At 69.8% G+C, this 21961-nt stretch carries 23 protein-coding genes; 18 read left to right on the top strand and 5 right to left on the bottom strand.

Annotated features, from left to right (window positions below; translation table 11 throughout):
- The first annotated feature begins 72 nt into the window (after window positions 1–72).
- The 14 genes from ACFKCF_RS30615 (at window position 73) to ACFKCF_RS30550 (ending at window position 13738) form a co-directional block, all read left to right on the top strand.
- On the top strand, window positions 73–1542 hold the full coding sequence (locus tag ACFKCF_RS30615; protein ID WP_394498730.1) for a leucyl aminopeptidase: 1470 nt from the start codon (window positions 73–75) through the stop codon (window positions 1540–1542).
- Between the two features lie 51 nt (window positions 1543–1593).
- Window positions 1594–2958 carry a dihydrolipoyl dehydrogenase gene (lpdA, locus tag ACFKCF_RS30610; protein ID WP_394498729.1) on the top strand — a complete coding sequence of 455 codons (1365 nt, stop codon included), beginning with the start codon at window positions 1594–1596 and terminating at the stop codon, window positions 2956–2958.
- Window positions 2959–2997: 39 nt separating this feature from the next.
- Entirely contained in the window at window positions 2998–4455 is a 1458-nt protein-coding gene (sucB, locus tag ACFKCF_RS30605; RefSeq protein ID WP_394498728.1) for a 2-oxoglutarate dehydrogenase, E2 component, dihydrolipoamide succinyltransferase, read from the top strand.
- Window positions 4456–4623: 168 nt separating this feature from the next.
- Entirely contained in the window at window positions 4624–5517 is an 894-nt protein-coding gene (locus tag ACFKCF_RS30600; RefSeq protein ID WP_394498727.1) for a TIGR01777 family oxidoreductase, read from the top strand.
- A gap of 37 nt (window positions 5518–5554) precedes the next feature.
- Entirely contained in the window at window positions 5555–6292 is a 738-nt protein-coding gene (locus ACFKCF_RS30595; RefSeq protein ID WP_394498726.1) for a Type 1 glutamine amidotransferase-like domain-containing protein, read from the top strand.
- 37 nt (window positions 6293–6329) lie between these two features.
- Window positions 6330–7022, top strand: coding sequence for a lipoyl(octanoyl) transferase LipB (gene lipB, locus ACFKCF_RS30590; RefSeq protein WP_394498725.1), 693 nt, complete (start codon window positions 6330–6332; stop codon window positions 7020–7022).
- A gap of 22 nt (window positions 7023–7044) precedes the next feature.
- Complete coding sequence (locus tag ACFKCF_RS30585) at window positions 7045–8025, top strand: hypothetical protein (protein ID WP_394498724.1); 981 nt, start codon at window positions 7045–7047, stop codon at window positions 8023–8025.
- A 56-nt stretch (window positions 8026–8081) separates the two neighbouring features.
- Window positions 8082–9011: a lipoyl synthase gene (gene lipA, locus ACFKCF_RS30580; protein WP_394498723.1), complete on the top strand. Its 930-nt coding sequence runs from the start codon at window positions 8082–8084 to the stop codon at window positions 9009–9011.
- A 474-nt stretch (window positions 9012–9485) separates the two neighbouring features.
- Window positions 9486–10442, top strand: coding sequence for a helix-turn-helix domain-containing protein (locus ACFKCF_RS30575; protein ID WP_394498722.1), 957 nt, complete (start codon window positions 9486–9488; stop codon window positions 10440–10442).
- A gap of 86 nt (window positions 10443–10528) precedes the next feature.
- Window positions 10529–10915, top strand: a complete 387-nt coding sequence (locus tag ACFKCF_RS30570; RefSeq protein WP_394498721.1) for a VOC family protein — start codon at window positions 10529–10531, stop codon at window positions 10913–10915.
- Window positions 10891–11706, top strand: coding sequence for an alpha/beta fold hydrolase (locus tag ACFKCF_RS30565; RefSeq protein ID WP_394498720.1), 816 nt, complete (start codon window positions 10891–10893; stop codon window positions 11704–11706). Before ACFKCF_RS30570 ends, ACFKCF_RS30565 begins: the two co-directional genes overlap by 25 nt.
- Window positions 11707–11737: 31 nt before the next feature.
- Entirely contained in the window at window positions 11738–12229 is a 492-nt protein-coding gene (locus tag ACFKCF_RS30560; RefSeq protein WP_394498719.1) for a glycoside hydrolase family 3 C-terminal domain-containing protein, read from the top strand.
- 64 nt (window positions 12230–12293) lie between these two features.
- Entirely contained in the window at window positions 12294–12974 is a 681-nt protein-coding gene (locus ACFKCF_RS30555; RefSeq protein WP_350728818.1) for a DUF4191 domain-containing protein, read from the top strand.
- Window positions 12974–13738, top strand: coding sequence for a class I SAM-dependent methyltransferase (locus tag ACFKCF_RS30550; protein WP_394498718.1), 765 nt, complete (start codon window positions 12974–12976; stop codon window positions 13736–13738). Before ACFKCF_RS30555 ends, ACFKCF_RS30550 begins: the two co-directional genes overlap by 1 nt.
- On the opposite strand, the gene ACFKCF_RS30545 is transcribed toward ACFKCF_RS30550, so the two are convergent.
- Genes ACFKCF_RS30545 through ACFKCF_RS30535 form a run of 3 tightly spaced genes read right to left on the bottom strand, consistent with a single transcriptional unit; the run spans window position 13719 to window position 15790 of the window.
- On the bottom strand, window positions 13719–14657 hold the full coding sequence (locus tag ACFKCF_RS30545) for a hypothetical protein (protein ID WP_394498717.1): 939 nt from the start codon (window positions 14655–14657) through the stop codon (window positions 13719–13721). The genes ACFKCF_RS30550 and ACFKCF_RS30545 overlap by 20 nt on opposite strands.
- Window positions 14635–15270 (bottom strand): TetR/AcrR family transcriptional regulator, encoded by a 636-nt coding sequence (locus ACFKCF_RS30540; protein ID WP_394498716.1) that lies wholly within the window; start codon window positions 15268–15270, stop codon window positions 14635–14637. The genes ACFKCF_RS30545 and ACFKCF_RS30540 overlap by 23 nt, the downstream gene beginning before the upstream one ends.
- 58 nt (window positions 15271–15328) lie before the next feature.
- Window positions 15329–15790, bottom strand: a complete 462-nt coding sequence (locus ACFKCF_RS30535; RefSeq protein ID WP_394498715.1) for an RDD family protein — start codon at window positions 15788–15790, stop codon at window positions 15329–15331.
- Window positions 15791–15867: 77 nt separating this feature from the next.
- Between ACFKCF_RS30535 and ACFKCF_RS30530 the strand changes: the two genes are divergently transcribed.
- From ACFKCF_RS30530 to ACFKCF_RS30515, 4 genes are all read left to right on the top strand, one after another.
- Window positions 15868–16995 carry a hypothetical protein gene (locus ACFKCF_RS30530; RefSeq protein WP_394498714.1) on the top strand — a complete coding sequence of 376 codons (1128 nt, stop codon included), beginning with the start codon at window positions 15868–15870 and terminating at the stop codon, window positions 16993–16995.
- Between the two features lie 93 nt (window positions 16996–17088).
- Window positions 17089–18513 carry a type I glutamate--ammonia ligase gene (gene glnA / locus ACFKCF_RS30525; RefSeq protein WP_185072808.1) on the top strand — a complete coding sequence of 475 codons (1425 nt, stop codon included), beginning with the start codon at window positions 17089–17091 and terminating at the stop codon, window positions 18511–18513.
- Between the two features lie 816 nt (window positions 18514–19329).
- Window positions 19330–19677 (top strand): hypothetical protein, encoded by a 348-nt coding sequence (locus tag ACFKCF_RS30520; RefSeq protein WP_394498713.1) that lies wholly within the window; start codon window positions 19330–19332, stop codon window positions 19675–19677.
- A 29-nt stretch (window positions 19678–19706) separates the two neighbouring features.
- A complete protein-coding gene (locus ACFKCF_RS30515) occupies window positions 19707–19994 on the top strand; it encodes a hypothetical protein (protein WP_394498712.1) in 288 nt (95 codons plus the stop codon).
- Between the two features lie 8 nt (window positions 19995–20002).
- Here the strand turns inward: ACFKCF_RS30515 and ACFKCF_RS30510 are convergent, their stop codons facing one another.
- Both ACFKCF_RS30510 and ACFKCF_RS30505 read right to left on the bottom strand, forming a co-directional pair.
- Complete coding sequence (locus ACFKCF_RS30510; protein ID WP_394498711.1) at window positions 20003–20515, bottom strand: GNAT family N-acetyltransferase; 513 nt, start codon at window positions 20513–20515, stop codon at window positions 20003–20005.
- Window positions 20516–21216: 701 nt separating this feature from the next.
- On the bottom strand, window positions 21217–21915 hold the full coding sequence (locus ACFKCF_RS30505) for a B3/4 domain-containing protein (RefSeq protein ID WP_394498710.1): 699 nt from the start codon (window positions 21913–21915) through the stop codon (window positions 21217–21219).
- Window positions 21916–21961: the final 46 nt, after the last annotated feature.

The raw sequence follows: 21961 nt of genomic DNA, 5'->3' as shown, positions 1-21961 counted from the left end.
GACATGGAGCGCGATTGGTAGGATGAACCCCTGTTTGTGAGTACGCAGAAGACCTGGATAGCATCGGTTTACGTGACCACTGTGCGGCTGAACTCAGCAGATCCAGTCTCCATCGACACCGACGCGTTGATCGTCGGCTTCAGGTCAGGACAGGACGGCCCGCGCGCCACCACAGGCGCCGAGTCGCTCGAGGCCGCCTTCGGCGGCAAGCTCGCCGACTCCCTCCGCGCCGTCGCCTTCACCGGCAAGGCCGGAGAGGTGGCCAAGCTTCCCACGTTCGGCGCCATCGCCGCCCCGCTGCTGGTCGCGGTGGGTCTGGGCGACTCGCCCGACGCCGAGGGCCTGCGGCGCGCCGCCGGCGCCGCCGTACGGTCGCTCGCCGGCACCTCCAGGGCCGCGCTCGCCCTGCCCACCGGCACGCCCGAGGAGACCGAGGCCGTCGCGCTCGGCGGCCTGCTCGGCGCGTACGCCTTCGCCCGTTACCGCACGAACGGCGAGCAGAAGGCGCCGGTCGCCGAGCTCACCGTGGTCTCCGGCCAGCCCGACGGCGTCGCCGAGCGCGCGGGCGTGCTGGCCGACTCGGTCGCCCTGGTCCGCGACCTGGTCAACACGCCTCCGTCCGACCTGTGGCCGGCCAAGTTCGCCGAGATCGCCGAGCAGGAGGGCAACAAGGCGGGGCTGAGCGTCGAGGTGCTCGACGACAAGCAGCTCAAGGACGGCGGCTACGGCGGCCTCATCGGCGTCGGCCAGGGCTCGGCCAACCCGCCGCGCCTGGTCCGCCTCTCCTACACCCACCCCGAGGCCGGCAAGCGGCTGGCCTTCGTGGGCAAGGGCATCACGTTCGACTCCGGCGGCCTGTCGCTCAAGCCGTCGGCCTCGATGGACTGGATGAAGTCCGACATGGGCGGCGCGGGCGCGGTGCTCGGCGCCATGATCGGCATCGCCCGGCTCGGCCTGCCGGTCAACGCCGTCGGCTACCTCTGCCTGGCCGAGAACCTGCCGAGCGGCACCGCCCAGCGCCCCTCCGACGTCATCCACAGCTACAGCGGCAAGACCGTCGAGGTGCTCGACACCGACGCCGAGGGCCGCCTGGTCCTCATGGACGGCATCGCCAGGGCCGCGCAGGACGAGCCCGACCTGATCGTCGACGTGGCGACCCTCACCGGCGCGCAGATCGTCGCGCTCGGCTGGCGCACGGCCGGCGTCATGGCCAACGACGACGCCGTCAGGGAGCTGGTCGTCGAGGCCGCGAAGGCGGCGGGCGAGGGCGCGTGGGGCATGCCGCTGCCGGAGGAGCTGCGCAAGGGCCTCGACTCGCCGATCGCCGACATCGCCAACCTCCAGCCGGAGCGATGGGGCAGCATGCTGGCGGCGGGCATCTTCCTGAAGGAATTCGTGCCCGACGGCGTGCGCTGGGCCCACATCGACATGGCCGGCCCCGCCTTCAACAAGGGCGAGCCGTACGGTTACACCCCGAAGGGCGGCACGGGTGCCATCACCCGTACCCTCATCGGACTCGCAGAGCGGCACGCGAGCATCTGAAACAAATGAAAAGATGACGGCATCACGAACACCCCGACAAGGAGCCTTCCTGTGGCCTATGACATCGTCGTCCTAGGTGGCGGCAGCGGCGGTTACGCCTGCGCGCTTCGGGCGGCTGAGCTGGGCAAGTCGGTCGCGCTGATCGAAAAGGACAAGATCGGCGGCACCTGCCTCCACAGGGGATGCATCCCCACGAAGGCCCTGCTCCACTCCGCCGAGGTCGCCGACGAGACCCGCGAGAGCGAGTCCTACGGCGTCAAGGCGCGCTTCGACGGCATCGACGTGCAGGGCGTGCACGCGTTCAAGGACAAGATCGTGACGCGGGCCTGGAAGGGCGTGCAGGGCCTGCTGAAGGGCGCGGGCGTGACGATCGTCGAGGGCGAGGGCCGCCTGGTCGGTCCCAACCGGATCCAGGTGGGCTCGCAGGTCGTCGAGGGCCGCAACCTCGTCCTGGCCACCGGCTCGGCGCCCAAGTCGCTGCCGGGCCTGGAGATCGACGGCGAGCGCGTCATCACCAGCGAGCACACCCTCAAGATGGACCGCGTGCCCACGTCCGTCATCGTGCTGGGCGGCGGCGTGATCGGCGTCGAGCTGGCGAGCGTCTACCGCTCGTTCGGGGCCGAGGTCACGATCGTCGAGGCGCTGCCGCACCTGCTGCCGACCGAGGAAGAGTCCAGCTCCAAGCTGCTGGAGCGGGCCTTCCGCCGCCGCGGCATCAAATACGAGCTGGGCGTCTTCTTCGACAGCGCCAAGACCACCGAGACGGGCGTGGTCGTCACGCTGGCCAACGGCAAGACCCTCGACGCCGAGTTGCTGCTCGTCGCGGTCGGCCGGGGCGCGGTGTCGGCGGGCATGGGCTTCGAGGAGCAGGGCATCACCGTCGAGCGCGGCGCGGTCGTGGTCGACGAGCACTGCCGGACCTCCGTGCCCGGCGTCTACGCCATCGGCGACCTCATCCCGACGCTGCAGCTCGCGCACGCCGGGTTCGCGGAGGGGATCATGGTGGCCGAGCACATCGCCGGCCTCAACCCGCCGCCCATCGACTACGCGGGCGTGCCGCGCATCACCTACTCCGACCCCGAGGTGGCGTCGGTGGGGATCACCTCGGCGCAGGCGGCCGAGCGCGGCATCGAGATCGTCGAGCAGGTCTACGACCTCGCGGGAAACCCCAAGAGCCAGATCCTCGGCACCTCGGGCGCCGTGAAGGTCATCGCCCAGAAGGACGGCCCGGTCGTCGGTGTCCACATGGTGGGCCGGCGCATCGGCGAGCTCGTCACGGAGGGGCAGCTGATCTACAACTGGGAGGCGCTGCCCGCAGAGGTCGCCCAGCTCATCCACGCACACCCGACCCAGTCCGAGGCCATGGGTGAGGCGATGCTGGCCCTGGCCGGCAAGCCGCTGCACGTACACAACTAGTCCAAGCCCTCGAGATCAGAACGCGAGAGAAGAATAACGATGCCGGTCTCCGTACAAATGCCCCAGCTCGGCGAGAGCGTGACCGAGGGCACCGTAACCCGTTGGCTGAAGAAGGAGGGCGAGCGCGTCGAGGCCGACGAGCCGCTCCTCGAAGTGTCGACCGACAAGGTCGACACCGAGATCCCGTCGCCGGCCGCGGGTGTCCTCACCAAGATCGTCGTGGCTGAGGACGAGACGGTCGAGGTCGGGGCCGAGCTCGCCGTCATCGACGAGAAGGGCCAGGCGGCCGCCGCCGCCCCGGCGCCCGAGGCGGCCCCCGCCCCCGCGCCGGCTCCGCAGCCCGAGCCCGAGCCCGCCCCGGCTCCGCCGGTCTCGTCGATCCCGCAGCCGGCTCCCGCGCAGCCCGCTCCGGCCCCCGCCCCCGCGCCTGCCCCGGTCGCGGCCGCCGCGCCCGCCCCGCAGGCGGCTCCCCCGGCCGCGGAGTCCGCGCCGCAGCCTTCCGGTGAGAGCCCGTACGTGACGCCGCTGGTGCGCAAGCTGGCCAACGAGCACGGTGTCGACCTCGACGCGATCAACGGCACCGGCGTCGGCGGCCGCATCCGCAAGCAGGACGTGCTCGAGGCCGCCAAGGCCCAGCGCGACAAGGCCGCCGCGGCCCAGGCCGCCCCCGCCGCGGCTCCGGCTCCGGCCGCCGCCCAGCCGGCGCCCGCCGCCGCCCCCGCCGCCCAGGCGCCGGTCACCGCGGGTCCCGAGCCCGTGGAGGTCGACACGACGCTGCGGGGCCGCACGGAGAAGATGACGCGGCTGCGGCAGACGATGTCGAAGCGGCTGGTCGAGTCGCTGCAGACGGCGGCGCAGCTCACCACCGTGGTCGAGGTCGACGTCACCAAGATCGCGCGGCTGCGCGACCGGGCGAAGGCCGACTTCCTGCGCCGCGAGGGCGTGAAGCTGTCGTTCATGCCGTTCTTCGAGCTGGCCGCCATCGAGGCGCTCAAGCAGCACCCGAAGCTCAACGCGACGATCAACAACGAGACCATGGAGGTCACGTACTTCGACGTCGAGCACCTGGGCATCGCGGTCGACACCGAGCGCGGCCTGATCGCGGCGGTCATCAAGAACGCCGGCGACCTCAACCTCGCCGGGCTGGCCCGCAAGACGGCCGACCTGGCCGAGCGCACGCGCGCCAACAAGGTGACCCCGGACGAGATCACCGGCGGCACGTTCACGCTGACCAACACCGGCAGCCGTGGAGCCCTGTTCGACACGCCGATCCTCAACCAGCCGCAGGTCGGCATGCTGGGCACCGGCGCCGTCGTCAAGCGGCCGGTCGTGATCGACACGCCTGAGGGCGAGGTCATCGCGGTCCGGTCGATGGTCTACCTGGCGCTGACGTACGACCACCGCCTGGTGGACGGCGCGGACGCGGCCCGCTTCCTCACGACGGTCAAGCGCCGTCTCGAGGAGGGCCGCTTCGAGGCCCAGCTCGGCCTCGCCTGATCCAGGGCCTGATCCAGGGCCTGATCCAGGGCCTGATCCAGGGCCTGATCCAGGCGTTGCGGCCGGGCGGCTCCCTTACGGGGCCGCCCGGCCGTTCGTCTGCCCGGGGGTTATCCCTCCTGGCGCGGCTGGCGCGTCCGTGACGTGGGGCGGGCGTACTGTGGGGCTATGGCGATCATCGTGACGGGGGCGTCGGGGTTGCTCGGGTCGGCGCTGGTGCCGGCGTTGCGGGCCGAGGGGTGGGAGGTCGTCCGGCTCGTACGGCGCCGCCCGCGCGCGGCCGACGAGGCCTTCTGGGACCCGGCCGAGCAGGCGATCGACCAGGCCGCGCTCGAAGGGGCGCAGGCGGTCGTGCACCTGGCGGGCGCGTCCGTGGGCGACCGGCGGTGGACCCCGGCGTACAAGCGGGAGCTCGTCGCCAGCCGGGTCCAGGGCACGCGGGTGCTCGTCGACGCGATCGGCGCGCTGTCCGGTAAGCCCGAGGTGCTCCTGTCCGCCTCCGGAGTCGACTTCTACGGCGACACCGGCGACCGGGTGATCGACGAGGGCCAGGGGAAGGGCCGCGGCTTCCTGGCGGACCTGTGCGGGCGCTGGGAGGGCGAGGCCAGGCGGGCGGGCGAGGCCGGGGTCAGGACCGCGCAGATGCGGACCGGGCTGGTGCTCAGCGAGAAGGGCGGGGCGCTCGGGCGGATGTTGCCGATCTTCCGGATCGGGCTGGGGGCGCCGCTCGGGTCGGGGAAGCAGTACTGGTCGTGGATCACCGTGGACGACTGGGTCGGAGCCGCGGTGCATGTTTTGAAAAATCGTGACATTACAGGACCTGTCAATTTCACCTCGCCCTCGCCCGTGACCAACGCCGAATTCACCCGAACCCTCGGAAAAGCCCTGCGCAGGGGCACGGTGCCGATCCCGGTGCCCGGCTTCGCGCTGTCCGCGGGGCTCGGCGAGTTCGCCCGCGAGGCGCTGCTGCCCGGCCACCGCGTGGAGCCGAGGAAGCTGCTCGACAGCGGCTATGTGTTCGCCCATACCCGCCTCGACGAGGCGCTGAGCGCCGTACTGTAGTGAGCCGTCCGTCTTCAACAGGTGGGAGAATCTTGACATGAGCCGGTCAGGACAGTCACACATCCTCGCCATCGGGGGCGGATCCTTCCGCCCGAGCAGGCGCTACAGCTTCCTCGAGGCCAGCCCGCTGCTGCGTTACGGCCTCGACCTGACCGGGCAGGACCGGCCCAAGCTGGGCCTGGTCGCCACCGCGGTGGGCGACTCGGACGACTGGATCCTGAAGATGTACGGCGCCTTCGCCGGGTGGGACGTCGAGTTGAGCCATCTCACCCTGTTCCCGATGCCCAATGTCGAGGATCCCCGCGCGTGGATGCTCGAACAGGACATGATCTACGTCAGCGGCGGCAGTGTGGCCAACCTGATGGCCCTGTGGCGGTTGCACGGCCTTGACGAGGCGTTCGAGGAGGCGTGGCGGGCCGGGGTGGTGCTTTCCGGCCAGAGCGCGGGCGCGCTGTGCTGGCACGTCGGCGGCAACACCGACTCCTTCGGTCCCGACCTGCGCGTGTGGGCCGAAGGCATGTCACTGCTGCCCTACTCGTGCGGCGTCCACTACGACTCCGACCCGCAGCGCCGCCCGCTGCTGCAGCGGTCGGTGGCCAGCGGCGAGCTGCCCTCCGGATACGCCGCCGACGAGGGCGTGGGGCTCCACTACGTCGGCACCGAGTTCATCCAGGCGGTGACCGTCGAGCCGGGCGGCTACGCCTACCGGGTGGAGAGCGACGGGGCCGGCGCGGTCAAGGAGTTCAGGATCGAGCCACGACTCCTTACCCCCTGATTACCCTTCGCGGGGGCGGGACCGGCACAATAGGCTCATGCGCCCCATCCACGGGGACGATCCCCACGCACTCGCCATCGTCCGCCTCGGCGTCGACGTCCCCTACGAGCAGGCCTGGTCGCTGCAGCGCTGGGTGCACGGCAAGCGGGTCGCCGGAGAGCTGAGCGACACCGTGCTGTTCCTCGAGCACGCGCCCGTCTACACCGCGGGCAAGCGCACCGCCCCGCACGAGCGTCCGGCCGACGGCACCCCGGTCGTCGACGTCGACCGCGGCGGCCGGCTGACCTGGCACGGTCCCGGGCAGCTGGTGGCCTACCCGATCGTCGGCATCACCGACGTCACCGCGTACGCCGGCCGCCTCGCAGAGGCCATGATCCAGATCTGCGCCGACTTCGGCGTCACGGCGAGACAGGTGCGCGGGCGCGGGGGCGTCTGGGCGGTCGGCGATCCCACCCTGGGCCTGCCCGACCGCCAGCTCGGCGCGGTGGGGCTGCGCGTCGCCCGCGGCGTCACCATGCACGGCTTCGCCCTCAACTGCGCCAACGACCCCCGCTGGTTCAACCGCATAGCGCCGTGCGGCATCCCCGACGTCGGCGTCTCCTCGCTGTCGGCGGAGACCGGCCGCCGCATCGTGGTGGAGGAGGTCATGCCGATCGCGGAGAAGCGGCTGGCGGAGGCTCTCGGCATGGAGTCGTACGATCTCCACGAAGAGGACCTTCTCCGCAGATGACCCACGGCCTACGATCGGCCGTGTGAAGCGCGTCCTCGCTCTCTTACTCGCCCTTCTGGTCCACCTGCTGACGCTCGGCTTCGTCGCGCTGGGCGGGTGGACGATCCTGGGGCACCTCGACTCGCTGCTCGCGTGGCTGTTCGGCGGCGCGAGCCTGGCCATCGCCTGGGCGCTGCGGCCGCGCCTGGGCGGCCTGCCCGCCGACGCCGAGGTGCTCGACCGCTCGTCGGCCTCCGCGCTGTACGCCGCCGCGGACCGCGTGGCCGACCGGGTCGGCGTCCGGCGGCCGCGCAAGATCGCCGTCATGGACCTGGACCCCGGGACGCGCTACGACCGCGTGGGGCTGCTGCGTACCCCCGTCCTGATGATCGGGCTGCCGCTGTGGCTGGCGCTGCCGCCCAAGCAGCGGGTCGCCCTGCTGGCCACGGCGTACGCGCGGGTGCCGACCGGCGACGAGCTCGTCGTGAGCGGGGCGCTGTTCACCTTGGAGTCGTGGCGGGACGCGCTGATGGGGGCCGAGCCGCTGCGGGTCAGGGAGGAGGCGCAGACCAAGATCGCGGCCTCCTCGCTCGGCGCGGTGGACCACCCGGGGACCACGTACGAGGTGGCGGGGATGTTCGGCCGCATGCTCGGGCGGGTGCTCGGCGGGCCCGTGCTCCTGGTCCGGTACGCGCTGACCCGGCTGGCCCGCGCCGGCGAGAGCCGTACCCTGGCCCGGCAGCGGCGGCTGGCCCGGCGGGCCGCCTCCGAGCAGGACCTCGCCGAGCTCGACGGGCTGGCCGGCGGCGGCTACCTGGCGCCGATGCAGGCGGCGGCGCTGCGCGGCGAGAGCGTGGCGGCCATCCGGCAGGGCGCGCTGGCCCGCTCCAGGCTCACCGACGACGGGGTGCTCACCACTCCCCCGCACTCGGAGCTGCTCGGGACGGGCGAGTCCGAACGCATCGACGACGAGCTCCTCGCCCACTACACGCGCGCGATCCGCGGCTTCGGCCTCATCTCGTGACCTCCTCAGCTCGACCCCCGGCCGGGCCGCTTTTCCGGGAGACGTAAGCTGAGAACGTGACCGTTGCCCCTGAAGGCCGAAAGCTCCTCCGCCTGGAGGTGCGTAACGCCGAAACCCCTATCGAGCGCAAGCCCCCGTGGATCAAGACCAAGCTGAAGACGGGCCCCGAATACACCGAGCTGAAATCGCTCGTGCGCCGGGAGGGCCTGCACACGGTCTGTGAAGAGGCGGGCTGTCCCAATATCTACGAGTGCTGGGAAGACCGCGAGGCGACCTTCCTCATCGGCGGCGACCAGTGCACGCGCCGCTGCGACTTCTGCCAGATCGACACGGGCAAGCCGAAGGAGTACGACCGCGACGAGCCGCGCCGCGTGGCCGAGTCCGTGCAGCAGATGGGCTTGAAGTACGCGACCGTGACCGGCGTGGCCCGCGACGACCTGCCCGACGGCGGCGCCTGGCTCTACGCCGAGACGGCCCGCCAGATCCACGGGCTGCTGCCCGGGTGCGGCGTCGAGCTGCTGGTGCCCGACTTCAACGGCAACCGCGACCAGCTGGAGGAGGTCTTCTCCAGTCGGCCCGAGGTGTTCGCGCACAACGTCGAGACGGTGCCGCGGATCTTCAAGCGGATCCGTCCCGCGTTCCGCTACGAGCGGTCGCTCGAGGTGATCACGATGGCCCGCGAGGCCGGGCTGGTCACCAAGTCCAACCTGATCCTGGGCATGGGCGAGACGCGCGAGGAGGTCGTCGAGGCCATGCGCGACCTGCACGCGGCCGGCACCGACCTGCTGACCGTCACCCAATACCTGCGGCCCACGCCCCGCCACCACCCGGTGGAGCGGTGGGTGAAGCCCGAGGAGTTCGTGGAGCTGCAGGCGGAGGCCGAGGCCATCGGGTTCGCCGGTGTGCTGTCGGGGCCGCTCGTGCGCTCGTCGTACCGGGCGGGCCGCCTCTACAAGCAGGCCATCGAGGCTCGCCAGACGGCCTGACCATCCACCACCGGCCCCGGGACCCCTCCGGCCCCGGGGCTCCTTCATACCCGCCCCCACCCCTGACGGCACCACCCATTGCCGGGCCCTCTCCCACTGCCCAGCCCCCTCCTACTGCTCGGCCCCCTCCCGCTGCTCGGCCCTTCCCCTGCCCGGCCCTTCCGCTGCTCGGGCGCACCCCGTCCGCGGGGCGCGCCGCCCAAGGGCACGCCGTCGAAGAACGCGCCGGCCGCCGGGACACGGCAACACGCGGCACGGCGACGCGCGGCACAGCGGCACAGCGGCAGCGTGGCTCTCGACAGCGGCGCGGCACGGCAGGGCGCGGCACCGTAAGGCGCGGCACGGAGAGACGCCGGCGGCGACGGCGCGGCTCCCGACGCCACAACACGCAGGACCCCGAAGGGCCGGAGGCGGTGGGTTTCGGGGGTTTGGGGGCGTGGTTAGCATGGCAGGCAGCCGACCCCGGGAGCGGACATGGCCGTTCTGATCCGCACGAGTGACCTGCCCGCCAAGCGGCGCCACGACGCCTGGCGGAGCATCGTGTGTGACACGCTCGGCCCGCTCGACTGCAGGATCGCCCCCGGCGCCCCGCTGCGGGGCGAGATCGTGACCGGCGGGCTGGGCTCGGTCACCGTCGGCCGGATCCGTACGTCCACGCCCCACAGCGTGCACCGCACCCCGGGCATGATCGACAGCGGCACCCCGGAGATGTACCGCGTCGTGCTGGCCCTGGAGGGCAGCCCGCAGCTGTCCCAGGACGGGCGGGATGCGCAGCTCAGCAGGGGCGAGTTCGCGATCTACGACTTCACCAGGCCCTACGAGCTGGCCTACGACTCGGCGGTGCGGCTCGCGCTGTTCAGCTTCCCGCGCGACCTGCTCGCCCTGCCGTCCGGCGCCGTGGACGCGCTCGCCGCCGTCCCCATCGCCGCCGATACCGGCGCCGCCGCGCTGGCCGTGCCGCTGCTGCGCCGGGTGGCCGAGGATCTCGAGACGTACCGGCCGGGCAGTGCCGCCAGGCTGTCGGGCATCGTGACGGACCTGGTCAGCACCGCCGTCGCCGAACACGTCGAGCTGACGCGGGCGTTACCGGAGGACTCCCGGCAGCGTGTGCTGCTGATGGAGATCCACGCCTTCATCGAGCAGCGGCTGGGCGACCTCGGCCTGGACCCGGCCACCGTCGCCGCCGCGCACCACGTCTCCGTGCGCTACCTGCACCGGCTGTTCGAGGCGGAGCACACCACGGTGGCCGCCTGGATCCGGCAGCGGCGGCTGGAGCGGTGCCGGGCGGAGCTGGCCGCGGGCTGCACCCGGTCCGTGAGCGAGATCGGGGCCCGGTGGGGGCTGCCGGACGCGGCCCACTTCAGCAGGCTCTTCAAGAGCGCGTACGGCATGCCGCCCGCCGAGTACCGCCGCCTGAACGCGGTGCGCTGAACGTCAATCCGCCTGGCACCCAGATCCAAGACCGGCACCCCCTTCGATCGGCAGACTGAGGGCACATCGAAGGAAGGACGAGGAAAATGCAGCTGTTCGTCAATCTGCCGGTCAAGGATCTCGAGCGGTCGAAGAAGTTCTTCGCCGAACTCGGCTTCAACCTGTTCGGCATGGCCGAGGAGATGGCGTCGGTGATCATCAGCGAGCAGACCCAGGTCATGCTGCTGAGCGAGCCGACGTTCGCCTCGTACATCACGAAGGAGATCGCCGCCGCCGACACGGCCACGGAGGCGATCCTGGTGCTGGGCATGGAGAACCCGGCGCAGGTCGACGAGCTGGTCGACAAGGCGCTGGCGCTCGGCGCCACCCCGGCGGGCGTCAAGCAGGAGGACGGCATCCGCTACCAGCGCGGCTTCGCCGACCTCGACGGCCACCACTGGGAGGCGCTGTGCCTGGTGCAGCCGGCCGGCTGAGCGGCAGGGCGACCTCGGCGGACGGGACCGCCATCGCCTTCGACAGCTACGGCGAGGGGCCCGCGGTCGTCCTGGTCCACGGCGCGTTCGGAGTGCGGGGCCACGTCACGCTGGCCGGCGTGGCGGCCGCCCTGGCGCCGTGGTTCACGGTGTACGACTATGACCGCCGGGGGCGTGGGGACAGCGGGGACACCCAGCTGTACGCCGTCGAGCGGGAGATCGAGGATCTGGCGGCGGTCGTCGAGGCGGCGGGCGGGTCGGCGATGGTGTTCGGGGGCTCGTCGGGGGCCGCGCTGGCACTGGAGGCCGCGGCGCGGAACCCGGCCGTCTCGAAGCTGGCCCTGTGGGAGCCGCCGTACCACGTGGACGACAGCGCGCCCCCGCTGCCGGACGACTTCGCCGCACGGCTGGAGGCTCTGGTGAGGGCCGGCAGGCGGGGTGAGGCCGTCGAGCGGTTCATGGTGGAGGCGGCCGAGGCGCCGCCGGAGGCGGTGGCCGCGATGCGCGCGCAGCCGTCCTGGGCGCAGGTCGAGGCGCTGGCCCACACCCTCGCCTACGAGGCCGCCGTGCTGGGGCCGGGCAACGCGCTGCCCGCCGCGCGGCTGGCCGCCGTCAGGCAGCCGACGCTGGTGCTGAACGGCGAGGACAGCCCCCGGTGGATGTCGAACGCGGGGCTGGCGGTCGCGGCGGCCGTGCCGGGCGCGGTGCGGCGCGTCCTGGAGGGCCAGGCGCACAACGTGGCCCCGCAGGCGCTGGTGCCCGAGCTCCTGGAGTTCTTCGCCACCCCCTGAGCCACGGCCTGGCCACGCCTGAGTCGCGGACGTGCTGTTCGGGGACGCCGAGCCGGGCGGGCGCCTGCCCACGACGTGGCCGCGGCGCCTGGCGGACGCTCCCGTGGTCAACGTGACTCCGGTGGACGGGGTGGTGGCCTATGAGGAGGGGACGTCGATCGGCTACCGGGCGTGGCAGCGCTCGGGCCGCGCGCCGGCGTTCTGGTTCGGGCACGGCCTGGGCTATACCACCTGGTCGTACGACTCGATCGCGGCCGAGGGCACGACCGTGACGGTGGCGGTCACCAACACCGGCGACCGCCCGGGGCGGGAGGTCGTGCAGGTGTACGTAGACAGGGCGCTGGCCGGGTTCGACGTGGTCGAGGCGGCGCCCGGGGAGAGCGTGCTCACGACCGTGTTCCTGCCTGAGCGGGCTTTCCAGGTCTGGGAGGAGGGCGGCTGGCGGACCGTCGAGGGCGTTCACACGGTCGAGGCGGGCCGCCACGCGGCCGATCCGCGCCTCTCCGCGACCGTGACGATCTAGCCGGGCGCGAAATGGCCGGGTCACGTTTTCCTTACCGCACCTGTTGGTTTGTATCCTTCAGAGCATGGCAAAGTCCGAGGACCCAGAGAAGCCGGGGCGCATCAAGCAGCTCCGCATGATCGCGCAGATCATCAAGCAGGCCAACCCCAAGGGGTTGCCCATCGTCTTCCTTTCGGCGGTGGGCACGCTGGCTGTGGTCGTCGTGATCGGCCTGGTCACGGACTACTTGTGGTATTCGGTGTTCATCGGTGTGCTGGCCGCGCTCACGGTCGGGTTGGTGGTCTTCGGGCAGCTCGCCCAGAAGGCCCAATATTCGATCCTGCACGGCCAGACGGGCGCCGCGGCGGCGGTGTTGCAGGGCATGCGTGGCAACTGGCAGGTCACGCCCGCCATCGCGGTCAACCGCGACCAGGATCTCATCCACCTCGTGGTCGGCTATCCGGGCGTCGTGCTGGTGTCCGAGGGGCCGGGCAACCGGGTGGCGAAGATGCTGGCGGCCGAGAAGAAGCGGGTCGCGCGGGTGGTCCTGGGCATCGAGATCTACGACATCCAGTGCGGTGACGGCGAGGGGCAGGTGCCGCTCGGCAAGCTGCAGCGCCACCTGATGAAGCTGCCGCGCAACCTGAAGAAGCCCGCGGTCAACGAGGTGAAGGACCGGCTGCGCTCGCTGCCGAAGAACATGCCGCTGCCCAAGGGCCCCATGCCCAAGGGCGCGCGCATGCCGCGCGGCCCCAAGATGCGCTAGTGCTGTCCTCCTCCTCACGGGCCAACCGCTGGTGGTGGGACGGCAACGCCGACGACTACCAGCTCGAACACGGCGAGTTCCTGCGTGACACGGGGTTCGTGTGGTGCCCCGAGGGCGTCGACGAGGCCGACGCGCACCTCCTTGGCGAGGTGCGCGGGCGGCGCGTGCTGGAGATCGGCTGCGGGGCGGCGCAGTGCGCGCGGTGGCTGGTGACGCAGGGCGCCCAGGTGGCCGCCTTCGACGTCTCCCATCGGCAGCTGCGCCACTCCCAGCGCATCGACCTCGACACGGGGCTGCGCGTGCCCGTGGTCCAGGCCGACGCCGAGTCGCTGCCGTTCACCGAGGCCGCCTTCGACCTGGCCTGCTCGGCGTTCGGCGCGCTGCCGTTCGTGGCCGACCCGCTCGCCGTCTTCCGCGAGGTGCGGCGGGTGCTCAGGCCGGGCGGCCGGTTCGTGTTCTCGGTGAGCCATCCGATCCGGTGGGCGTTCCCGGACGATCCGGGTCCGCGCGGGCTGACGTCCGACCGGTCCTACTTCGACCGCTCCCCTTACGAGGAGCGCGACGAACGGGGCACGGTCACGTACGCCGAGCACCACCGCACCATGGGCGACTGGGTGAACCTGCTGGTCGCCTCCGGGCTGACCGTCACGGGGCTGCTGGAGCCCGAGTGGCCGGAGGGACACGAGCGGGTGTGGGGCGGCTGGAGCCCGCTGCGCGGCCGGCACCTCCCGGGCACGGCCATTTTCAGCTGCGCGCGTACCTAGCCGCCATGGCGTGGAAGACCTCTTTGGGCTCCCAGCGCCGCTCGTCGAGCATCCTGACCACGCCGTAGGATCCCAGGTCGGCCTCGCCGGGCCGGTTGAAGGTGGCGAACGTGAACCACAGCGCGGTCTCCACGCCCTCCTGCTCGAAGACGTCCATCAGCTCGGTGAAGTAACGCACCTGCTCGCCCTCGTCGCGCACCGCGCCCTCCGGCACCACCCAGGCCGAGCCGCCGTGCTCCCCCGCGCCGCGGTACGCGCAGGTGCCGAACTCCGTCACGGCGACCGGCTTGCCGTGCCTGAACTGGGCGCGCAGCTCGTCCACGAAGTGCTGGGCGTTGTAGGCGGCGCGGTAGGCGTCCACGCCCGCCACGTCGAACGGGGCCCAGTCGACCGGCTCCCACGGCGCCGAGGCGTAGCTCAGCCGGCCGCCGAACAGCGGCCGCACGGTCTCGGCCACCTTCGCCAGGTAGGCGTTGAAGCGCGGCATGACCTCCATGAGGGACGTCCACCACTCCATGTCGCCGGCCATCATGGCGCCGAGCCGGTCGCCGAACCCGTCGCCGTCGATGAACCCCTGGCCGAAGGCGGTGATCTCGCAGCCGGTGACCAGCGCGACCTCGGCTCCGTCGCGGCGCACCGACTCGGCGCGGCGGGCCGCGTCCGCGAAGACCTCCAGCATCGCGTCCTGCGTGAGGTCCACGGGGAACGGGGTGAACCAGATCTCGAGCCCGGCCGCCGCGGCCTCCCTGGCGGCCGCCTCGACGCGCTCGGGGTCGCCGCCGGAGACGCGTACCGACGCGCAGTGCAGGTCTTCGGCGATCGTCCGCATGTCGCGCCGGACGTCCTCGATGTGGAACGACCTGCGGCTCAGGCTGTCGCCCGGCAGGAACCCGACATCATAGTTGATCCCCTTTTTCATGATTTATCCCCTTTTTTACGTATGTGAGGCCGTGCTCCAGCAGGTCGAAGGCCAGCTCCACGTCGCCCGCCAGCCGCCGGCCCGCCTCCTCCAGCGGCACGCCCGTGGCGATGCGCTGGAAGAAGGCCTCCTGGATGGTGGTGACGGCGGCGGTGATCTGCCCGGCCATGAGCCGCGCGGTCAGGTCGTCGCCGAGACCTGCGTCCCCGAGGGCCTCGGCCAGCTCGTGGCGCTCGCTCATGTGCACCCCGTGCAGGGCGCCCATCAGGGCCGGGCTCGCCGAGATCACCCGGACCCTGGCCAGCAGCGCCTCGACGTCCACCGCTGCCGCGCCCTGGGCGGCCATCGAGCGGTAGTGCTCGCGCAGCGCCTGGAGGGGCGAGCGCCCCTCCCCCCGCCCGGTCACGATCGCGGCCAGGTCCTCCTTGACCCCTTCGGTGACGAGGCAGTCCTTGGTGGGGAAGTAGGTGAACAGCGTCACCTTGGCGACCCCGGCCGCCTCGGCGACCTCGTTGACGGTCACCGCGTCGTAGCCGCGCTCGTCGAAAAGCCGCAGCGCCACCTCGGCGATCCGCCGCCGCGTCTGCGCCTTCTTCCGCTCCCTCAACCCCACGAGGGCAGCATAAACCGTACCGGGTACATTTTCGAACCCGGTACGGTTTTTTCCTCGGCTACATCCGGACGACCATCGTGTTGGACACGCGGTCATGCACCCCTCGGTGGTCGCGGTCCCAGATCAGGGCCGGCACGGCCAGGCACAGGAGCGCCGCGCGCACCAGCACGGGCAGCCAGCGCGGGTCGCCGCCGTCCATCGCGGCCACCCTGATGCCCGCCAGCCGGTGGCCGAACGTCTGCCCCATGAACCCGACCAGGATCAGGTACTGGACGGCGAAGACGGCCGCGGGCGCCCACGGCTGCTCGGCCGGGTCGATCCTGAGCAGCAGCTGCACGACGACCCACGTGCAGATCATCCAGTCGATGACCAGCGCCGCGATCCTGCGCCCCCAGCCGGCGATCGATCCGCTGCCCTCCTCGGGCAGCCCCAGGCGCTCCCCCGGGTATCCGAGATCGACCCCGGCGGACCTGACCCCGCCCAGCCAGGTCTGCGTCCAGCGAGGCTCCTTGCTGCTCATGCCTTCAACGGTATCCGCCCGGTAGGCCGGTCGGCATCGTGACCCAACCGCGTCGCAGAACGGCCATCATGTACGCCATGCCACACGGGGATGACCTTGACGCGCGCTTCAACGAGCTGGTCGCGCAGATCGACGAGGAGCAACAGCACAAGATGCGCGCCGCGGCCGTCAAAGGCGCGAAAGAACAGCGGCGTACCGACCGCTTAGCCAGGAGCGAGAGCAGGTCGGCGCGCTTATCCGGAGAATCCGGAGGATATGGGGGATACGGGTCCGCGCCGCGGCGGCGGATCGGGCGGGCCTGGATCGCGATGGCCGTGATCACCTCGCTGATCACGGCCGCGGGGGTGATCGTGACCTTCCGCCCCGATCTGCTCACCGCTGGCGTCATCGTGGACGGCCCCCCGGTGTCGGCCGCCGAACCGGCCGCCGAACCCGCGGGGTCGGTCGTCGAACCCGTCGAGGACCCGGCGGACGAAGCCGCCGAGGAGCCGACGGAGGGGGCGGGCGAGGAGCCGGCGAGCCCGTTCGCGGGCTCCCCCGCCGAGAAGTACGCCGAGGGGGCCGCCGGCTTCGTGATGCCGAAGGCCAAGGCGCTGGCCGGGCTGTCGAAGAAGGACGTCGCGAAGGGCCTGAAGCGGACCCGCGAGCTGCTGGCGGCGGCCTTCCTCGATAGGAAGACGCTCCTGGGCGGCAGGCCCAAGGCGTTCATCAAGCTGCTGGATCCCGATCTGCGCGACTGGTTCCTCAAGGACCTCGAGATGCGCAAGAAGAAGAAGGAGGACCCCTCCTACATCATCCAGTTCGCCAAGGGCACGGCCGAGTTCTCCACCGACGTGATCAAGGTGCACGGCCGGGTCAAGCTGGGCACGTTCAGGGACCGCGGCCGCCGCGGCGTCGAGCTCAAGCTGAACCACCTCGTCGTCTACGCCGTGCACCGCCCCGGCCGGCCGGACACCACCATCCGGGTGGTCGCCCATCCCACCGGCCGCGTGTGGCTGTACCGTGAGGAGGGACGGCTGGTGGTGTGGCCGCTGAGCTGGGGGGCCAGCAGCACACCGGCGAGGTGCGACACGCGCGACGGCTTCATTCATCCGGTGTTCGAGGACTCACCTCGGGATACCGTGACGCCCACGGGGGCGCCCATCGATCCGTATGAGCTGGAACGAGACCGGCACAAGGGTTGCGCGGCTTCGAAGGGCACCTGACCTGCGTAACATGTGCGAAACAATCGAGACACCACACGGAAACGGCCACGCCCTAGCGTCGGCATGATGGCCAGTCCCCAGGGAGGTTCGAGAGTGTTCAACTCCGCCGACGACGTCCTGAAGTTCATCAGTGACGAAGGGGTGCAGTTCGTCGATGTCAGGTTCACCGACCTGCCGGGGACGACTCACCACTTCACCTTCCCGGTAGAAAACTTCAGCGCGAGCGTCTTCACCGACGGACTCATGTTCGACGGCTCGTCGATCCGCGGTTTCCAGGCGATCCACGAGTCCGACATGCTTCTGCTGCCCGACCCGTCCAGCGCCGTGGTGGACCCGTTCCGCCAGCACAAGACGCTCAACCTGAACTTTTTCGTGCACGACCCGCTGACCGGCGAGGCCTACAGCCGCGACCCGCGTAACGTCGCGCGCAAGGCCGAGGAGTTCCTTCGGGGCACGGGCATCGCCGACACGGTCTACTTCGGCCCCGAGGCCGAGTTCTACATCTTCGACGACGTGCGCTTCGAGACGAAGCAGAACGCCGGCTATTACTACATCGACTCCATCGAGGGCGCCTGGAACACCGGCAAGGCCACCGAGGGCGGCAACCTCGGCTACAAGCCGCGCTACAAGGGCGGCTACTTCCCGGTCCCGCCGATGGACCACTTCACCGACCTGCGCTCCGAGATGGTGCGCAACCTCATCGAGTGCGGCATCGACGTCGAGATGCAGCACCACGAGGTCGGCACGGCGGGCCAGGCGGAGATCGACTTCAAGTTCGGCACGCTGCTCAAGACCGCCGACAACCTGATGCTGTACAAGTACATCATCAAGAGCACGGCCCTCGAGTACGGCCACACGGTCACGTTCATGCCCAAGCCGATCTTCGGTGACAACGGCTCCGGCATGCACTGCCACCAGTCGCTGTGGAAGGACGGCTCGCCGCTCTTCTACGACGAGGTCGGCTACGCGGGCCTGTCCGACACGGCCCGCTACTACATCGGCGGCCTGCTCAAGCACGCGCCGTCGCTGCTGGCCTTCACCAACCCGACGGTCAACTCCTACCACCGCCTGGTCCCCGGCTACGAGGCCCCGGTCAACCTGGTCTACTCCCAGCGCAACCGTTCGGCCTGCGTCCGGATCCCGATCACCGGCTCCAACCCGAAGGCCAAGCGCATCGAGTTCCGCGTGCCGGACCCGTCCTGCAACCCGTACTTCGCCTTCGCGGCGATGCTGATGGCGGGCATCGACGGCATCCGCAACAAGATCGAGCCGCCGGAGCCGGTCGACAAGGACCTCTACGAGCTGCCGCCGGAGGAGGCCCGCAACATCCCGCAGGTGCCCGGCTCGCTCACCGACGTGCTCAACGCGCTGGAGGAGGACCACGACTACCTGCTCGAGGGCGGCGTCTTCACGCCTGACCTGATCGAGACGTGGATCTCCTACAAGCGGGAGAACGAGGTCGACCCGATCCGCCTGCGCCCGCACCCGCACGAGTTCGAGCTGTACTACGACGTGTAGTCCGGCCCGGTCTTCCGGCCTCGGCGGCCTTCTGCCGAACGGCCGCTGAGCTGGAAAGGCCTTGTGGTCAGCTGTCGTTGCCGAGCAACGACAACCGGAACGGCCCGGCATCGTCATCGATGCCGGGCCGTATCCGTTCTATGGGGACTCAAGACTGCTTCGGGCCTGCTGAGCAAGTGGACGGGTACAGTCCGATACAGCGGGGCCATGTTGCCTCAAGGGGCTTTCCGCCGGTGCTGATCGCCGGAACGCGGAAGGCCGGTCCATTCCACGACGGTGGTGAGCTTGCCCGCACATTGATGCGGCTGCGGTCGAACAGGGCCCGAACGAGATTCTCGGTGCGCGATCGTCCTGCGGCCCGTAATCGGGTCGCCGGCAGGACCGTACGAAGCCGGTATGGATTTGCGCTGCCCCGGACGAGTACGTCGTAGTGGGCACATATCGGAATAACGATCGAGCCCCCGACGGGAAACTACAACAGGTTCTATTGTGTTACACAACTTTGGCTACCCGTTGTCCCAGTCATCCCAGCCGCCGTGCCTCTGCCTTCCCCTGCCCATGACAGCCACTCCTCTTGACTTTCCTCTCACCTGATGCAGGATTGATATGGCAATCCACCGCATATGATCTATGCCGGCTTCCACGCAAACAGGATTTGCGCGGAAGCGACCCCGTCACGGATCACCAGGGGCATGCATGTCAGAAACAGGCATACCAGCACTACATCCCGACGACGAACGATTTGGATATCAGCGTGTCGTTCGCCGGTCCGTTGTGTTCGTCATGCTTCCGATATGCATCATAGTCCTGCTCTCCATGAACTTCGCCTGGGAGATAGCCCGCAACAACATGGAGCAGCAGCTGCGCAGCGACGCGCCGTTCAGATTCACCATCATCGACGCCCAGACGACCGCGAACATATTGGCATTGGCCATCGGACTCCTGCTGGCCAGGCTGCAATATTCTCGCGCCACCCGCCCGCTCATCAGTATGGCGATCGATGACGAAGGTGCTCAGTTCAACCCGAAGACAGCGACAAATGGCGGGTTTGGCTGCACAATGCAGGCCCAGGAATGGCCACGCTCGAATACATCGGTTACTATGTCAAATTCTTGGGCGAACCGGCGCTCAATGACCAGTATCACTGGGTGCATATATCAATAGTCAACCAGCAGATGCAGTCCCGTGGCCTCGTGGACGGCATCGACTACTTCTTCCGCTGGAAGACCAGAGGGTCGCCGCTGCCTTCGATGCCCAACTATCTCGACGGGATCCAGATAGCCCGCTTCACCATCAAGGCGCTTGCGGAGATGGAGCGTTTCGACATCAAGATGCGCATCGTCGACGGGGTCGGCGACTCGCACGAGAGAATCTTCCCGTGCATCAACCGTCTTCCGAGTGTGACGCAGCGAGCGATTGACAACCATCGGGAAGCGTCGGGACGTGCGGTCCGAGGTGGGCGAGCGGACGGCATCAGGTGAACCGGCCGTCAGCAACGCTCCCTTATCGCGGCGTACAGGATCTGGTCGTACCACCGCCCCATACGCCACTGAGCCCTCCGGAGCACCCCCTCCTTCTGGAAGCCGGCCTTCTCCAGGGCGCGCTGCTCCGCAATGTTGTTTATGTCAGTGGAAGCCTGGATCCGCTCTGCCAGGGTGTGCGAGAACAGGTAGTCGCTCAACTCCTTCTGCGCCGCGGTCCCGACGCCCCTGCCCCGGAATTCGGGAAACAGGATTATCCCGATCGTCCAGCTCCAGGACGTGTCCTCAGGGCCCCAGCAGTGTTTGACCCAGGAAACCCATCCCGCGATCGATCCTTCGACGTCGACAACAAACGCCCCTGAATCCGGGCCGATACACCCGTCCTCGGTCAGTCTTTTTCTCATCTTCTGAAAAGAGCGGAAACCGAACCACTGGAAATCACCAACGCCCTCAGGGGTGGCGGCTTCCTCCTCCAGGACGTTTATGTCCGGCTCACGGATCGGCCGCAGCCTGACTCGCATATGGCACCCTCCCGCCCGCCACCAGCGTCGGTAGACCCTAAGTTTCATCGCTCGCGGCGATCCTGTCAACCGTATGAGCACTCACTAAGACATGACAAAAGCACCGGTTCACCAGAATCAGAAACGAGAGTCATGAAATGAGATTGATTCAGATAAATGGCTGCGTGGACATGGGCCGGTCCGTCCTCGTCGAAAGCCCGTTTGCCACGCCGCCGCTTCGTCAGGGCACGAGAACCGGCGAAGGATGGCGGCAGGCACTCGGCGACAAATCCACTGGCCGTACCGCACGCTCCGAATTCTGCCGCCGAAGCGAGCGTCCTTCCACCGAGGGCGGCAACGGGGCCATTGTTCTTTAGTTCACTCCCGACAATCCCCGGAACCGTGCGCGTACGGGCCCGCCCTCCACCGTAGGCGACAAATCCGACGCTTGGCGTTTCCGGTGACCACGTCTTCTCCTACCGGCAAAGCCCAAATCTCGCACAAGAGCGTGACAACACAAAACGCGAGAAAGCTTCTACTCACCCGGCAGTCGATTACCTGGCGCTGCGACAAGGCTTCGTCAAAGCCGACCGGCGGGGCCCTGGACTCCAGCGAGATCGCCACCTGCGGCGACCCACTGCGACCGGCTCAGCTTTCGCCTGCCGCTGCGCTTCGCCCGGAACGCCACAAACACCCGGACTTCGGAGTGCCTCCGATCGGCGTCACGTCAGGAACTCGAACCGGGGCTCGGACGGGGCGAGGATCGCGGATTCCGGTGTCACGGGCCAGACGGCGGACAGCTCGTCCGAGAGCGTGGAGATGAGGGAATCGACGTCCTTCCAGGCCGTGTCGTGCAGCGCCTCAGCGACGATCAGGACGTCGGTCGTCGTGTCGCGGACGGCCGAGTGGCCGCTCTGGCGGTTGGTCCAGCGGCGGGCGTGCGCCCTTCCCGCCGCGTCGGCGAAGATCACCTCGCCGGGCGGCGGGTGCTCCGTCTCGCCGGAGAAGGTCAGGTACGTCTCGTCGCCCGCCGCATACCTGACCTCCACGTACTGCGAGATCTTGGAGACGTCGAACACCGCCACCGGGATCGCGTACGCGATGGAGACCGCGTTGCAGAGGTCGATCAGCGGGTGCAGGCGCGGCAGCGCGCCTTCCTTGCGGAAGCGGCGCAGCAGGGATTCCGAGGCGCAGCGGTACTGGGTCGGCTTGAGGCCCATCTTCGAGAACGCCCGCCGCCACGCCTGGATCTCCGGCAGCTCGCCCTCCGAGGAGGCCGCGAGCCGCTTCGCGGCGAGCTCGCCGAACCGGGTGACCCGGTCGTCGACGGAGACACCTGCCGAGACGCCGGTCGCCACGAGCACGCCGGGGACGAGCTCCGGGAAGTCCCGCCAGATGTCACTCGAATGCTGGAAACGCACGGTCCACCTCGCCATCCCCGATGTAAAGCCCCCGGCCCTGCGCCGA

It is taken from the genome of Nonomuraea sp. JJY05, from assembly GCF_043496855.1.
GTDB lineage: Bacteria > Actinomycetota > Actinomycetes > Streptosporangiales > Streptosporangiaceae > Nonomuraea.
The sequence above is the reverse complement of the archived record's forward strand: the minus strand, read 5'-3'. Positions and strand labels throughout refer to the sequence as shown.

What these genes read in the sequence shown, in the direction of transcription:
- sucB (WP_394498728.1), top strand. Translation starts at nt 2,998, where the DNA reads ATGCCGGTCTCCGTACAAATGCCCCAGCTCGGCGAGAGCGTGACCGAG.
- ACFKCF_RS30600 (WP_394498727.1), top strand. Translation starts at nt 4,624, where the DNA reads ATGGCGATCATCGTGACGGGGGCGTCGGGGTTGCTCGGGTCGGCGCTG.
- ACFKCF_RS30595 (WP_394498726.1), top strand. Translation starts at nt 5,555, where the DNA reads ATGAGCCGGTCAGGACAGTCACACATCCTCGCCATCGGGGGCGGATCC.
- lipB (WP_394498725.1), top strand. Translation starts at nt 6,330, where the DNA reads ATGCGCCCCATCCACGGGGACGATCCCCACGCACTCGCCATCGTCCGC.
- ACFKCF_RS30575 (WP_394498722.1), top strand. Translation starts at nt 9,486, where the DNA reads ATGGCCGTTCTGATCCGCACGAGTGACCTGCCCGCCAAGCGGCGCCAC.
- ACFKCF_RS30570 (WP_394498721.1), top strand. Translation starts at nt 10,529, where the DNA reads ATGCAGCTGTTCGTCAATCTGCCGGTCAAGGATCTCGAGCGGTCGAAG.
- ACFKCF_RS30555 (WP_350728818.1), top strand. Translation starts at nt 12,294, where the DNA reads ATGGCAAAGTCCGAGGACCCAGAGAAGCCGGGGCGCATCAAGCAGCTC.
- ACFKCF_RS30545 (WP_394498717.1), bottom strand. Translation starts at nt 14,657, where the DNA reads ATGAAAAAGGGGATCAACTATGATGTCGGGTTCCTGCCGGGCGACAGC.
- ACFKCF_RS30535 (WP_394498715.1), bottom strand. Translation starts at nt 15,790, where the DNA reads ATGAGCAGCAAGGAGCCTCGCTGGACGCAGACCTGGCTGGGCGGGGTC.
- ACFKCF_RS30530 (WP_394498714.1), top strand. Translation starts at nt 15,868, where the DNA reads ATGCCACACGGGGATGACCTTGACGCGCGCTTCAACGAGCTGGTCGCG.
- ACFKCF_RS30520 (WP_394498713.1), top strand. Translation starts at nt 19,330, where the DNA reads ATGAACTTCGCCTGGGAGATAGCCCGCAACAACATGGAGCAGCAGCTG.
- ACFKCF_RS30510 (WP_394498711.1), bottom strand. Translation starts at nt 20,515, where the DNA reads ATGCGAGTCAGGCTGCGGCCGATCCGTGAGCCGGACATAAACGTCCTG.